This is a genomic window from Alloscardovia omnicolens DSM 21503, from assembly GCF_000420505.1.
GTDB classification, from domain to species: domain Bacteria; phylum Actinomycetota; class Actinomycetes; order Actinomycetales; family Bifidobacteriaceae; genus Alloscardovia; species Alloscardovia omnicolens.
This window is the reverse complement of record NZ_ATVB01000004.1, coordinates 54,492-69,649: the sequence shown is the minus strand read 5'-3', so window position 1 is coordinate 69,649 and position 15,158 is coordinate 54,492. Positions and strand designations below refer to the sequence as shown.

Below are 15,158 nucleotides of genomic sequence, written 5' to 3'. Positions count from 1 at the left end.
CCTCGCGCTAAGATTAATGCATGACTGAGCCAATCCAACCTGCAGATTTGAACCGCGCGAGCGCTGAACGCGGGACAGGCGCTGAGAACAGTATGACCAGCGCTGAGAACAGTGGGAGCGAAAAAAATACGTATGTTGCACCGTTGCCCGCGCCGAATTCTCTTGTAGCCAAACCTGCGAACGCCCAGACCGGCGCGTACAGCCCGAACGCTATGCATCCTATAAAACCTGCGAAAGTTAAGCGCGCACCTCGGCACGCTCCATCTCCGTATGAGCCAGCTCCTTCACCGCTTTACAACGCCGCTTATCCAGCAGCCTTCGCTTATTCATCCGCTCCTTCAGCACCTTATGCCTCACAGAGCAACCCCCAAGGCATCCAGAGCAACCCTGACCTCCGTGCGCCGCGCGATTCTGCGTATCCTGCATATTCCATTTATTCTGCGCCGCTAACAAGTGGTCCTATGGCAGCAGTCCCAACGAAGGCGAAAAAAATTAATATTCGACCAGCGCTATCCTACACAGCTCCTCGCGTTCCTGAGCCTGTGCAGACCACCTACACCCGTCCGTGGGAGCTTATCCGCCGTGATGACTGGTACAAAGGCCATGGTTACGCTGCCACTTTGCGCGACACTTTCCGTAATCCGTGGTGGAAGCCCGTAGCCACAACATTTATTTTTGTGCTCTTTTATTTACTTGTATCCTTGGCTTTGTACGTAGTTGCTGGCTTAGCAGCTTTCGGACAGCTCAGCATTTATACGTATCAGCAATATATGGGGCTTTCTCCTGAGAATTTCCTAGCCAACCCTGCAAGCCCCACAGTCATTCTTCTGACTTTCGGTGGCGTTGCCATTATGCTCCCTGCTTTGTGGTGGACTATTCACACGCTTAAATCCCAAAGTTTTGGCTCTTTGTCAAGCGTATACGGTCATTTACGCTGGTCGGCTATGTTTAAGTCAACCGCTGTTTCGTTTATTTTCTTCGCATTGCTTAATCTCGCTTCCATTATTGTGGCTATAGCTAGCGGAGAAAAAGTGACTCCACATGCGCCATCGATTGTGTCGCTTTTGCTAATTATTACGGTTATTCCTATTCAATGTGCCACTGAAGAGTACGTTTTTAGAGGGTTACTTCTGCAAGCTATGGGACGTTGGCTTCCGCGCATTACGCATGTCCTCGTTCCAATTATTCCTGCGCTTATTTTTACGGCTATGCACGACTATGATTTGATTGGGCTAACAACGATTTTCAGTTTGGGTATTATTACCGGTTATCTTGCCATGTATTTAGGCGGATTAGAAGCAGGCATCGGTATGCATATCGCTAACAATGTGAGTATTATGCTGTTTGCAGCTTTTGGTTTTGCTGACGGTGGAGATAGTGATTCTGCCACGTCTCCAATTTTTGCCTCGATTGATATTGCTGTACAAATTACTATTGCTGTGATTATTGTCTATTTCGCTGTAAAACGCGGATGGTTTGACGCTCCAGGACGCGATTACGCTCGTGAGTTTTATGATGGCATGATGCAGTCTGTGACGTCATGGAAACAGCGTCGCTCTATGCGAAAACAGATGAAGCGCTATTACCAGCAGCAACGACAGCAGCAGATGTATTTTGCTTATCCGCAACAACCATCAGCGCCTGTGCCGCCTCAACCACCATATAGGTAAATGGTGAGATATTGAGTGCCTCTGCTCTACGCAGAGGCACTCGTTTTTTAGGAGAGAAAACGAAGTCTAATCAATTCCTAGCCATGAGCGCGTCAGATGCGTGTAATATACGCCAGCTGTTTCGCGTTCCCACAGCAATCCCACATCTCCATCAGGTCTAACAGACATGCACTGATACACATAGTGATATGGATTAAAGCAACGCGAATGTTTCCATGTACGTCCTCCATCCTCACTGTACCGCAGTACTCCGCATCCGCGATAAGGGCGCATAAGACAAGCATTAGCAAAGAGAACTCTATGTGAAGCCTCGCCGTATGTCCAATCTTCTCGGTCTGGCAAAGTAATCGCATTAGGTTGGCTGAAGATATCAGGAATATTTGGGTCAAACTCTAACTCATCCCACGTATTACCACCGTCATGGCTGATAGCTTTCCCCACACGCCCACTATGATGCTGATTTCTAAAGAAAACGACGACGTCACCATTACTGTCTTCAATAAAAACTGATTCATGCGTTGTGGCATCATTATCGCCAATCTGAGTTACATCAACCGATACACCATTAACCACACGGTTCTCATTAATGCAATGCCCTCGATACCATGTATTACCACCATCATCTGAGATAAGCGCTCCACCTGCTGAATATTGTGGATTTGCCGAACAGCAATAATATGGCACTAAAAGACGTCCTGCATATGGTCCTGTGCTGAGTTGAAGTCCGCTTCCCGGGCTTGTTCCCAAAAATCCCATCCACTCTTCTCGTAACATCCAATCAATATAGCGCGGTTTTGACCATGTGGCTCCGTCGTCATCTGAGTGAACTTCTACGAGATAGCTCGTTCTAACGGTTAACAGCGTTTCATTCTCATCAATACCTTTTTTGAAGAAAATATTTCCTCCGTCTCTACCGTTATAGGTCACATAGCCGTCTTCATCTACTGTATAAGCCGATGCTGGAGTAGCCTCAGAATCATTGTTAGTATCTGCCTCTACTGTTCCGTCACTATTGAGGTAGTAGCTATTATCTTGGTCATCAGTAAGAATAAGTCGTCCTTGATCATCCGTACCGCGGCGTTGTATCGCATTGGCAAAACCGACCCCACCAGGGAAATGATCAACAAGAACAATCACACGACCCGTATTGCGGTCAACAAGCATACATGAATCAATAAGACTAGCTCCATCTACACTTGGTCCATCTTTATCCGGATATGAAATAACTGTTTGTAAATCATTCCATGTATGTCCACCATCAAGACTGCGCCGAATAACAAAATGAATTTTGTTCGGAGCATCATTAGAAATAACCACGCGCTGATCACAACCCGCAATCACTACTCCGGAAGGCGTAGTCACCATCGAGGGAATTCGATAGCTCGCTGACCCCTCAAAACCTTTATCAAAAAGAGCTGTAGTAGTTACAGGCTCTTTATGAGATAAAGAAGCAATCTGTCCATCAGTCAGTGCATATGTATAAATTCCGCCACTGCGTACTTCTCCAAAGAGACGAACTCCGTGAGTATCTTCACCAATACTGAAATAATCGATGCCACCAACTGCCTCACACATATACTGTCCAGGCTCATGAATAATCAAGGAACCATTCACATAAATATCTATAGCGCCACGGAAAGCCCTGACAACAACATCGTGAAATTGCCCATCATTCCAATAACCTGGAGCACGGTACTCGTTCCATCCGCCATTTATATACACTTTGTAGAGGAAGCCGTCATCATCAATACTTAAATTCAATAGCTCCTGATTATCACGTGAGGCAGCAATAATAGTTCCATACTGATTAATACCTCTCACCCTAAAACGAGCGTATAAGGTTCCCGTATGCATCGTACTAATGCGATTAATATCAGGCTCAGCTAAATATGCGGCTGCAAATTCAATATCAGCTGCTGGACACTCATAACGATTACAAATCTCCTCTGACTTCAAAGTGTTCAGCTCAATATCAACATCATAAACGTGCAAGGTATTAGATTGAGCATTTTGAAGTACGGTATCTTCCTGTGGCTGAAGATTCGTGGCACACGAAAAGACCTGATACCCATCAATATAAATACGAGTACCAAAAGATCCAAAGCTTAAGACCAAAGCGTGCTCTGTACCGCATGCAATACCATAACTATCTTCAATATCTAAGCTAAAGCTCCCGCTTTCTACTAGTAGTGATCCGTGAGCAATACGTAGTTCTAATTGAGACTCGCCATTACTATTTATAGCCTGAGTAAGTACGCCATCTGTAGATGCTTGAAAACGTAAACTTACACTCGAATATCCTTGTTTCCACACCAAACGATGCACATCATTGTCAATCATGGTGATTAATCCTTACTATTTTTATACGGTTACGCCATATCTGCAAACAAATTATGCAAATAAATCATTGCAGCGCATCCACAAACCACGATGTAATAGTTGTAGGATGAGTAATCGCTGTACCAACAACAGCAGACCATGCACCCATACTCATAACACGAGCAAGATGTTCTGGAGTGTGAATACGACCTTCACACAGCACAGGAACATCAGGAAAAGCGTCAATCATCTGCTGCAATAACTCAAAATCAGGCCCGTGTGTTTTCTCACGTTCTCCCGTATATCCACTCAATGTTGTGGAAATAATATCAGAGCCTGCTTCAACTGCCATACGAGCATCAGCAAAACTACCGCAATCAGCCATTACCAGCGTTCCCTCGTTATGCAGTGTTGTAACTGTTTGCTCATAACTTAAACCATCAGGACGGGGACGACGAGTGGCGTCTAAAGCGATAATGTCTGCTCCTGCGGCCATACAACAACGAGCATGACGCAAGGTTGGAGTAATGAATACTCCTTCGTGACCATCTTTCCAAATACCTATAACCGGAACATCAACCTGCCCCTTAATGGCACTAATATCAGCAAGTCCTTGACATCGTATACCTACTGCACCACCAGCTACAGCCGCTTGAGCCATACGTGCCATAATCTCAGGTTGACGTAGTGGCTCACCAGGATATGCCTGGCAACTCACAATTAAGCCACCCTTGAGCTGCTGAATAAGTGGATGAACCATTCTAATCTTCCTTTCTCATCTCTCCATTGAGTACTTCTATACAGTTTCAGATTTACGTAGTCAAAGCGTTTTAATGTATTCACTCACGGCGTATGCCGCTCCCACTAGGGGTGCATCATCGCCTAAATTCCCTTGAATAATAGGAGTCGCACTTATAAGAGGTAGTGCTGCATGCGAAAAACCTGTATACACGCCTTGCCACCACACTTCTCCAGCTTTCACCACTGACCCTGAAAGCACAATTACATCAGGATCAAGGAGATTTGCCATTCCTGCAATACACTCACCTAATGCTGTAGCTGAGATTTCAATTACTCGCCGTGCGAAATGCTCACCTTCGTTCATGCGGTTCACGACATCGAGACCACTGCGAGCTGGTTGAACATATTCCTGACCATTTTCAATAGTTGAGTTTTCACTACGCAATAGGTTATACAAGGTTGCAAGACCCGTTCCTGATGCTACAGGTTCAATATGTCCACAAGTTGTTCCACAAGAACATGTCACCCCCACGCCCAGAGCATGCGAAATATGACCAACATGTCCTGCTACACCATGAGCACCAGTTATCAGTTCTCCCGAACGAATAATAGCTCCGCCAATACCTGTGCCTACTCCCACAGACAGCACCGACTCATGTCCTCGACCTGCTCCATACTGCGATTCGCCTAAACCGTGTGCTCCAACATCTCCCACCATATACACAGGTAAATGCCCAACTAGATCACTTTCATGAATTGCCTGTGCCACATGCTGGCCTGTCCAGCCTGGCATGATGTTGGTTGCAGCAGCAATGCGCCCATGCTCACTATCAACTACACCAGCAGTTCCTATGCCAATACCAGTAATAGGTATTCCTTGCTTGCTCGCAAGACGAAACTGCCGTTCGATGAAGTCAACGAGGCGATACAAAACATCATCACCGCCCTTCTGCGCGCATGTGGGCATACGATTTTTATCTATGACCTCATATGTCCCGTAACTCATACGCACAATAGCCGAAGCGATTTTTGTTCCACCAATATCCACAGCTATATAGAAACGGTCAGATACAACATCATCAAGATGTAAATCATAATCATCGTGAGCACAAAACATTGTTCATAACCTCGTACGTTGTTGACATATAACTTAATCGCGTTGCTAGGTCTGCATTGGCAGGAACACATACTTTCACTCCGCCATACCCGTGCTCTAACCACTGCTTACTCTCACATGCACTAGTAACACAAGCTTCGATATGTTCAGGTGTCATTAAGCTAGTTTTCTCGAAAGTACTCAAAGGAAGATGCCCATCAATCCACTCGTATCCATACTGTGATGCTTGAGGTCCTGCACCAGAAAACATCAGTCCCGTAAGAACACCTGCACACGCACATTCTTCAATATGCCGCTTAGCCGTCCAAGGATTTCTATCTTCAATAACAGAGCGCCCCCAATTAATGGTGATACCTACATTAAATTCCCGCGCTAATTCAATTTCTTCTTCCAACGTTAGGAAACCCTTTTCTGGCGATTGCACCTCTTTGTAACGGTCGCAGTGCTCAATAACTAGGCGAATACTGTTATGCTCCCACCTATTTATTTCTTCTAAAGATGCTTTCATTGCATCAACTTCAGCAATTTTTGAAGGAGCTGAATGAATCTGCACATAACGGATATCTTGGCTTCCCCGAAGCTGCGCAAAATCGTCAAGAGCGTAAAAAGCATTTCTTAAATATGTGAGAGCTTCACGTCTACCTGATGATGAGGGGCTTGCTAGACCAAAACTTGGGTTCACAGCGAGACTCTGCATCGTGCCAGGAATAAGAGTGACATTGTTGTGATGCCAATGTGTTGGTAAATGAGCAGCAAGCCATTTTCTCTCACTCGCATCTGCAAGCTCGCCAGGAAAAGGGAGCTCTGCTCCACTAATCCACTCTTCATGACCAAGCAAAGCATAATATTCTTCACGTTTCGCCTTATCTGAAGGCTGTGAGGCGTATACTCCCGCGACGGTTGTTATTCCTACCATTAAGAACACTCCCTTGTGCTACTTTTCGATGAGACAACTCAACATGTTGTACCCAGTATATCATAGATTTGTCTGATGTCTGATAATTTGATAGAATACGTGTATTACCATTGCTTCGCTCGATGTATATACTAGTAAGTAAGTGTTGGAGTCAGAGGCATAATTCGTTCATGCAACGGCGCAGATGAAGAAGGAGGGTATTATGGCACCTGATTTCAAAAAATCTACATTGGAAATTCAGAGTGTAGAGGGTTTAACTGATGCTTTAATCCCACGTATTTCCGAGCCATCCTCTACACGCAGACGCGTAGATACAACAATGGATGCAATAAAATCCTATATCCTTCGTGAAGGCTTACAGATTGGAGACCCTCTCCCCACTGAGTCTGAGCTGTGTGAGCATTTAAAGGCAGCACGGTCCTCAGTACGCGAGGCGATACGTAAACTTGAAGCATTGGATATTGTATCTGTGGTTCATGGCAAAGGCACTTTTGTAGGTTCTCTATCATTTGACCCACTTGTCGAAGCTCTCTCTTTTAAGGCTATGATGTCCGGCGACGACAGCTACCGAAATTTAGCCGATATTATTGAGCTACGTAAAATTTTAGATCAAGGATTAGCTCCTGAAGTAGTAAACCACGTTCAGAGTTTATCTACCGACGATATTGCTCGTTTACGTACTGTAACAGAGAATATTACAGCAAAAGCTCAAGATGGACATACTTTTCTTGAAGAAGACATAGCTTTTCACCAAGGACTGATGGATTCGCTTGATAACGCCGTGGCCAAACAACTATCGCGTAGCTTATGGCTTGTGCATATGGCAGTAGTTCCGGCGTTAAACGCGGAAATTACTGCTGATCTTATGCATTCAGCTCAAGCCCATATAGATATGCTTAATGCCGCGGTCAATGGAGACATCGAAGCATATCGCGAAGCAGTCGATTCGCATTATCAACCGATTGAGCACATAGTTCGTACACGTCTTCATTCATAACGCATAACACATGGATAATCGTTATGAATTAATTGTTCTCGGCATAAAAACTATTATGCTGAGAACAATTAATCCTGATTGTATCCACTTAAATATCTACACGAACGCCTGAGCACCACACGTCGCGCACGCTTAAGGAATCTTTATCTAAAATCAAAGCATCAGCCGCATATCCCTCACGCAATAAACCAAGAGGAGCCTGTGTGATCTCCTGAGGCTGGTCTACCCCCACAGCACGTGCCGGTGTAAAGGTAGCAGCTTCTATAGCATCTTGCACACTCAATCCAACTTCAAAAACCATGCGCTGAACTGCTTCTTCAAGATTTAACGTTGAACCAGCTATAGCTCCATTAGACACAAGCCGAGCATGTCCATCTTTCACATCTACGTCTAAATTACCCAAGGTATATGAACCATCTGGACAACCTGCAGCAGACATGGAATCTGTTACAAGAGCAAGTCGGTGTGGAACAAGCTGGGCAGCTATGCGTAAAGCTGGGGTATGAACATGAAATCCATCAGCAATTATCTCAGCAATAACTGATTCGTCTTCTGCTGCTGCAGCAATAGGCCCAGGCGCTCTGTGAGATATCCCGTTCATGGCATTAAACATGTGCGTCAAAATACGTGCACCATGGTCGAAAGCTTCACGAGTCTGATTATAGTCAGCATCGCAATGCCCCACAGCAGAGCGAACTCCTGCGCGCGCAAAACCTTCGATAGCACTGATGCCATGTTCTAGCTCAGGAGCAATCGTAATCTGGCGTAGTGTTGTTTGGCTTGCTTCAAGTATTGCCTCTACTCGTTCTTGTGTAGGGTCAAGTAAGCACTCTTCATCGTGAGCACCCTTATGTTGAGGTGAAAGGAAAGGCCCTTCAAGATGAAGTCCTAAGATGTCTACGCGACTTAATGCAACCTGAGAAGCAACACGAATAGTGTGCAGTAAATCATTCCACGGATTCGTAATTAACGAAAGTACCTGCCGAGTAGTGCCATGAAGAAGATGGAAACTACGTGCCATAGCAATGGCATCTTCACCGTCGTCAAAAGCACTACCCCAACCGCCATGAGAATGAATGTCAATGAAACCGGGGCAAACAATATGTCCCTGAACATCAATTACACTAATAGTGTTCTTGTAGTCCTGCTCTTTCTGCACGCTCTCCAGCTCATTCGTAACCGCTTCAAGAGCATAATCACCTGCACCTGTGCGATAGATACTGCCATTACGCATCACCAGCCAACCATTGTTCATAGTGCCCAAAGCATCAACAAGCGTGGCATGACGTAAAACAGTAATACAAGCCGAAGCAGAACTTGTGGAGCTCATCTGCCCTACGAGGCGTCGAGCTATAACACGACGTTTCTCCCATGAATCAGGAACTTTATCTATTAATGCACTCATTCAGTATCCTTAATATTTACGAGGCATACCTCATATATCGACACCAAGCTGCATCCGAACCTACAACTCCTGCCATTGCGGTTTATGACGCGCTACCCACTGGTAATATTCAGCCTGTTTCAATTCGCTCGCAGCTGCTTCATCCACAATAAAAGTAGCATGTGGATGCATTTGTAATGCCGATGCTGGGCACATAGCAGTAATAGGCCCCTCAATACTTGCTGCTACCGCCTGAGCTTTTGATTTCCCAAATGCCAACAGCACAAGATGCTTTGCCTTCATTATGGTTCCCACACCTTGTGTAATGCAATGCATAGGCACTTGATTTACATCATTATTGAAAAAGCGAGCATTATCGAGACGAGTCTGTTCGGCTAAGGTTTTCATACGTGTAGGAGAAGCAAGTGAGCTTCCTGGCTCATTAAACCCAATATGACCATCTGTTCCGATGCCTAGAATCTGAATATCTACTCCACACGCTGCTTCGATTGCAGCATCGTAGTCTGCACCTGCATGAGGAAGAGTGTCAATATCACTGTGTGGCACATGAATAAGATCAGGATTGAGACCTACAGGTTCCACTACTTCTCTGAAAATAACGCTATGATACGATTCTGGATGTTCTGGATCGAGACCCACATATTCATCTAAAGCAAAACCCTGAACTCGGGAAACATCAAGATTATCTTCTTTAACACGGCGAGCTAATGCTTGGTACGCGGCATGTGGTGTTGACCCCGTAGCTAGTCCTAGAACAAGCTGAGGATTCCGAGCGAGCGCGGTGACCACAGCACGTGCGTAGATTTCTCCAGCTTCTTCTTGTGATTTTACAATAAGAACTTCTGCCATTCTCTCGTCCTTCCTTGCACTTAGAGAGTATGAATGTGCGCGCTAGCACTTACCTCTTCGACATTACGCTTAAGTTCGAGTCCTGCTTGTTTCAACACGCTTGCAATGCGCTCAACATTTTCGCCACGCAGCGGTAAGACAGGCTCTGGCATTTGATTCGTATCAAAAATTCCCAGCAAAGCCATGGCTGTTTTGAATGCTCCTACTCCCGCTGCATAACCTTGAACGCCTTGTGGTACGAGAACAATACGCATAAGGTCTGCAAGGAAATCTTGTTCCTTACGAACAGTGCTCCAATCACCATTCTCATATGCTTGCCACATACGCACATAAGCACTTGCCTCAACATTAGCAAGACCAGGAACTGATCCATCCGCACCAGCCATATAAGCCCCGTCAACAACGACCTCCTGCCCTGTCAACAAGACCAGAGGATGCCCTGCTCTCTTATTACTATCAACAAGGAAACGGAAAGAAACATCATCGTTGGAAGAATCTTTAACACCCGTAAGCACGCCATCAAGCCCTAAACGAATAAGCATATCTGCCTGCAGTTTGGTGTGCACACATACCGGAATATCATATGCAAATAATGGCAAATCTACAGCTTCATGAATGAGACGGAAATGCCGTTCTATTTCTGCTTGACCACCAAGTGCATAAAATGGTGCTGTAGCTACAATGGCATCTGCCCCCAAAGCTTGAGCTACTCGAGCATGTTCTATAACTCGTCTTGTTTCTGTATCAATACACCCCACCAGCAGGGGTACTCGATGGTCAATAATGCGCACAGCTGCTTCAATAATCTGCCGGCGGCGTTCATCAGTACTGAAAGCTACTTCTCCCGAAGATCCCAATACAAAGAGTCCATTGACTCCAGCGTCAATCATGCGATTAATACTTCGTTCAAAAGAGGTTTCATCAAGATTACCATCTGCATCTAAGGCTGTAACTACTGGCGGGAAAACGCCACGAAAACGAGAATCCATTTCTCTATTCCTCCTCTTTTCGTCTTTGAAAAGTATGTTCCTGTAGCCCCTAGCTCAGTTTAGCTGGGTGCCTATGGCGAGCCTCATACCTAGATTTGATGTGTGGAAAGGCTATCTAAGATAAGGCTCGCACGATTTTCTTTTATTATTTTTATTGTTATGCGCATTCTTCTTCAGTAGGATGCAACAATGATGGTGCTGCAGCAAGAAGAGTTCGCGTATAAGGATGTTGCGGATTGTAAAACACTTCTTGTGCTGGGCCACGTTCTACGATGCTGCCGCCATTCATCACCACGATTTCATCGGATACGTAGCGTACTGTTTGAATATCGTGGCTAATAAACACCATTGCTAAGCCAAGTTCTTCTCTCAAATGTGTTAGAAGATTCAAAATCTGCGCTCGCACAGACACATCGAGAGCAGATGTAGGTTCATCTGCGATGATTACATCCGGCTCTAAGCTCAAAGCTCGTGCGATAGCTACTCGCTGACGCTGACCACCTGAGAGTTGACCAGGAAGAGCATCCAGCACAGAAGTTGGCAAACCAACCATGTGGATAAGTTCCATCGCACGATTTATGCGCTTTTCTTTCGTTCCAAGCTTATGCACAGCTAGAGGATCAATAAGTTGATCAATAACTTTCATACGAGCGTTAAGAGCAGTTGCTGGATCTTGAAAAACAACTGATACCACGCGCCCAATTTTCTTACGTTGATCAGCAGTGCGCTTAGTAACATCAATACCCTTAAATAGCACTGTGCCCTCTGTAGCCATCTGCAAACCACAAAGCACATTAGCTGTGGTGGATTTTCCACATCCGGATTCCCCAACCAAACCAATGGTTTTCCCTGGCATAAGTTGCAAACTCACGTCATTAACAGCAGTAACCATATGAGGGTGAAAAATACCACCTGCGCGAGTTTTGAACACTACTTTAATGTTCTTCAGCTCAATAATGGGAGTATTCAACAGTTCTTTACTCATTGTCTGCCTCCTGAGTTGCGTCAGCAGTAACTACAACATTGGATGTGTCACCTGGGACTTTTTCTCCATCGTCAAAAGCATTATTAAGAGATGGATTAATCAGATGAATTATTTCTCCAGGATTCTCAACTGGCTGATGGTGAACGTCCAAATCTGCAAGAGATGGGCGCACAGCATAGCGATGGTGAGTATCTGGAATTTCAATCATGACCGGATGCTCATCGAGAGCGTCATAAGGTCTCGATGAACGAGGAGCAAAACGATCACCATCTGGGAAGTCCTTCGGGCTAGGAACAGTTCCAGGTACTTGATGTAGCGGAGTTTGACCTGCTTCAATAGAGATAACAGATCCCAGCAAACCACGAGTGTATTCATGTCGTGGATCAGTCAGAATTTCCTGAGTCGAGCCCTGCTCAACTACCTGACCGGCATACATAACCGTAATCTTATGAGCCACCTTCGCAACTAATGCCAAGTCATGTGAAACAAAAATCATGGCAAATCCAAGCTTTTCACGCAAATCATTGAGTAGGTCAATAACTTGACGCTGCACTGTAACATCGAGTGCGGTGGTTGGCTCATCGGCAATAACCAGTTTAGGATCACGAGTTAATGCCATAGCAATCAGCACACGCTGCCGCTGACCACCTGAAAGCTCATGCGGATAAGATTCCAGCACTCGCTTTGGATCTAATCCAACAAGCTCAAGTAGCTCTTCGGCCGTACGTTTTCCACCACGCTTCGTAAGCTGAGCCATTTGATTCTTAATAAGCATGGATGGATTGAGAGAACTGAGAGCATCTTGATAAATCATCGCAATTTCGTGACCCCGCAGAGCATTATGCTCCTTAGGGCTTATATCAACTAAGTTCTTACCATGGAAATTAATTTCACCGGAAATTGTTGCACGCTTATCAAGCAGACCCATAATGGCCAAGGAGGTAATAGATTTGCCGCATCCAGATTCACCTACAAGTCCCATGGTTTCACCAGGGCGTACGTAGAACGATACGTGGTCAACAACATTCACATCGCCATGGCGAGGGAAAGAGATACACAAGTCTTTTACTTCAATGACTGGCTCACCCGATTCAGGTCCACGCGGAATAAAGCGATCTGTACGTTGAGCTTCAGCCTCTTTAAGCTGTGCCAACGAGTTAACAAGGGTATCGTGTTGTGCCGCATATGCAGCAACAGGGTCTGTCAGAAGTAGGTCTTCTTTACGTGCTTTTGCCGCATCAACAGAACTCTTGACCATAGGTGCACTTGGAGCAGATACGATAGCATCTGTAATACCTTCAGACAAGATATTCAAGCTTAATACGGTAATCATAATGGCCAAACCTGGATATAATGCCTGCCACCAATAACCGAAAATAACGCCTTGTTTTGCTGAAGATAGAGTATTACCCCATGTTGGTGTAGGCTCTGGGAAGCCCAAGTTAATAAAGGATAACGATGCTTCAAAGACGATTGCATCAGCCACCGATAGCGTGGTAAATACCATAACAGGTGCAGCAATATTGCGCGTAACATGCTTGAGTAAAATCCATGGAGCACGCGCACCGGAAACAATTACAGCACGCACATAATCTTGACCATACTCGCTAATAATATTTGCCCGAACCACTCGTGTAATTTGAGGCACATATAAAATACCAATAGCAATAATGATGCCGAACATCGACTGTCCTAAGATAGATACAAAAACTGCTGCCAATGCAATACCTGGAACAGACATAAAGATGTCAACTACGCGCATAATAATTTCAGAAATCCAAGAGCGCGATACTGCAGCAATTGCACCAATAAGAGCTCCAAGAATAAGAGCAAAGGCAATGGCAAGCAGACCAATAGTCAGCGAATAACGCGCTCCATAAAAGACTCGACTCATTACGTCTCGCCCTAAATTGTCTGTACCGAATAGATTGTTCGCGTTCGGAGACAAATAGCTAGTGGTAATAGCAAGAGGATCATGAGGCGAAATAATGGGAGCTAAGACTGCAACACCAATAAGTAAAATCATAAATAGTGCTGCTAGTTTTGTGCTGAGCTTAAGATGTGCAAATCTACGCAATTTCACGCCTGGCTGCGATGCAGCGTCAGTAATTGCTTTCTTTCCAAATAGCATGTCACACCGTCCTAATGCGAGGATTGATAAGCACATACAGCAAATCAACAACAATATTGATGACTACAAAGGATAGTGCTACTACGAGCACCACACCTTGCACTAAAGTTGGCTCATTTCCGTTAATACCTTCAAAAAGTGTGGTTCCCATACCCGGCAGTGTAAAAATAACTTCGGTAACAATTGCACCACCCATGAGGTAACCAATCTTCATTCCGAGTACTGTAATTGGTGTAATTAATGCATTGCGCAATACGTTTCGCGCAACAACTATTCCCTTTTCAATACCCGCTCCAATAGCAGTACGCACATAATCTTTGTCAAGCTCTTCTACCATTGAGGTGCGTATAACTCGTGTAAGCTGACCGGCTACTGGAAGTCCCAAAGAGACTGCAGGCATTGCCATACGGTTCAAATATGCCAAAGGGTCAACAAAGAATGGGACTAAATCTCCTGCACCCAAAAGCCATCCCAAACGAATTTGGAAAACGTAAATCATTAAAACACCCAACCAGAAGGATGGTGTTGAAATCGCAATAATAGAAAATACTCGAATAACTTGATCAACCCATGTATTGCGAAAAAGAGCTGCAAGTACACCAAAAAGAATAGCGAAAAATACAGCTACTAAGAGCGCAATAAATGTTAATTGCAGAGTAATAGGAAAAGCTTGAGCAATTCGACCAGCCACAGACTCTCTATTGACACCATAAGTTCCCAAATTGCCATGAAGCATATTCCAGATGTATACAAAAAATCGAATATACCATGGCTTATCAAAGCCTGCTTCGTGACGATATGCTTCTAACTGTTCTGCTGTTGCATTCTCTCCCAACGCGGCTGTTGCCGGATCATATTGAGAAAATGACATTAAGAAGAAAACAAGAAATACAACACCAAATGCCACTAACGGCAGGGATGCTAGCCTCTTTGCTAGTAATCTCAGCAAGTTTGTCATGAGATTTTACCTCTTAATTCCGAAGATGATCCGCGGAAATCATCTATACACGTCTTTGTGATATGTCCGTATGGAAGCTTT

General features: G+C 44.9%; 12 protein-coding genes. 2 read left to right on the top strand and 10 right to left on the bottom strand.

What is annotated here, in order from left to right; all coding sequences use genetic code 11:
• Positions 1-20: 20 nt before the first annotated feature.
• Positions 21-1,670: a CPBP family intramembrane glutamic endopeptidase gene (locus tag G464_RS0102710; protein ID WP_022856626.1), complete on the top strand. Its 1,650-nt coding sequence runs from the start codon at positions 21-23 to the stop codon at positions 1,668-1,670.
• Positions 1,671-1,736: 66 nt separating this feature from the next.
• On the opposite strand, the gene G464_RS0102705 is transcribed toward G464_RS0102710, so the two are convergent.
• The 4 genes from G464_RS0102705 to G464_RS0102690 form a co-directional block, all read right to left on the bottom strand.
• On the bottom strand, positions 1,737-4,010 hold the full coding sequence (locus G464_RS0102705) for a sialidase family protein (RefSeq protein WP_021617413.1): 2,274 nt from the start codon (positions 4,008-4,010) through the stop codon (positions 1,737-1,739).
• 64 nt (positions 4,011-4,074) lie between these two features.
• A complete protein-coding gene (locus G464_RS0102700) occupies positions 4,075-4,749 on the bottom strand; it encodes an N-acetylmannosamine-6-phosphate 2-epimerase (RefSeq protein WP_022856625.1) in 675 nt (224 codons plus the stop codon).
• A gap of 60 nt (positions 4,750-4,809) precedes the next feature.
• Positions 4,810-5,847, bottom strand: a complete 1,038-nt coding sequence (locus G464_RS0102695) for an ROK family protein (RefSeq protein WP_022856624.1) — start codon at positions 5,845-5,847, stop codon at positions 4,810-4,812.
• Positions 5,828-6,763, bottom strand: a complete 936-nt coding sequence (locus G464_RS0102690; protein ID WP_021617410.1) for a DUF4862 family protein — start codon at positions 6,761-6,763, stop codon at positions 5,828-5,830. The genes G464_RS0102695 and G464_RS0102690 overlap by 20 nt, the downstream gene beginning before the upstream one ends.
• Positions 6,764-6,965: 202 nt before the next feature.
• On the opposite strand from G464_RS0102690, the gene G464_RS0102685 reads away from it, so the two are divergent.
• Entirely contained in the window at positions 6,966-7,760 is a 795-nt protein-coding gene (locus G464_RS0102685; RefSeq protein ID WP_022856623.1) for a FadR/GntR family transcriptional regulator, read from the top strand.
• 88 nt (positions 7,761-7,848) lie between these two features.
• Here the strand turns inward: G464_RS0102685 and nagA are convergent, their stop codons facing one another.
• The 6 genes from nagA to G464_RS0102655 form a co-directional block, all read right to left on the bottom strand.
• Positions 7,849-9,165, bottom strand: a complete 1,317-nt coding sequence (gene nagA / locus G464_RS0102680) for an N-acetylglucosamine-6-phosphate deacetylase (RefSeq protein ID WP_022856622.1) — start codon at positions 9,163-9,165, stop codon at positions 7,849-7,851.
• 60 nt (positions 9,166-9,225) lie between these two features.
• A complete protein-coding gene (gene nagB / locus G464_RS0102675; protein ID WP_021617407.1) occupies positions 9,226-10,014 on the bottom strand; it encodes a glucosamine-6-phosphate deaminase in 789 nt (262 codons plus the stop codon).
• Positions 10,015-10,034: 20 nt separating this feature from the next.
• A complete protein-coding gene (locus tag G464_RS0102670; protein WP_022856621.1) occupies positions 10,035-11,003 on the bottom strand; it encodes a dihydrodipicolinate synthase family protein in 969 nt (322 codons plus the stop codon).
• Between the two features lie 157 nt (positions 11,004-11,160).
• Complete coding sequence (locus tag G464_RS0102665; protein WP_021617405.1) at positions 11,161-11,988, bottom strand: ABC transporter ATP-binding protein; 828 nt, start codon at positions 11,986-11,988, stop codon at positions 11,161-11,163.
• On the bottom strand, positions 11,981-14,119 hold the full coding sequence (locus G464_RS0102660; RefSeq protein ID WP_022856620.1) for a dipeptide/oligopeptide/nickel ABC transporter permease/ATP-binding protein: 2,139 nt from the start codon (positions 14,117-14,119) through the stop codon (positions 11,981-11,983). The genes G464_RS0102665 and G464_RS0102660 overlap by 8 nt, the downstream gene beginning before the upstream one ends.
• 1 nt (position 14,120) lies before the next feature.
• Positions 14,121-15,077 carry an ABC transporter permease gene (locus tag G464_RS0102655; RefSeq protein ID WP_021617403.1) on the bottom strand — a complete coding sequence of 319 codons (957 nt, stop codon included), beginning with the start codon at positions 15,075-15,077 and terminating at the stop codon, positions 14,121-14,123.
• Between the last annotated feature and the right edge of the window lie 81 nt (positions 15,078-15,158).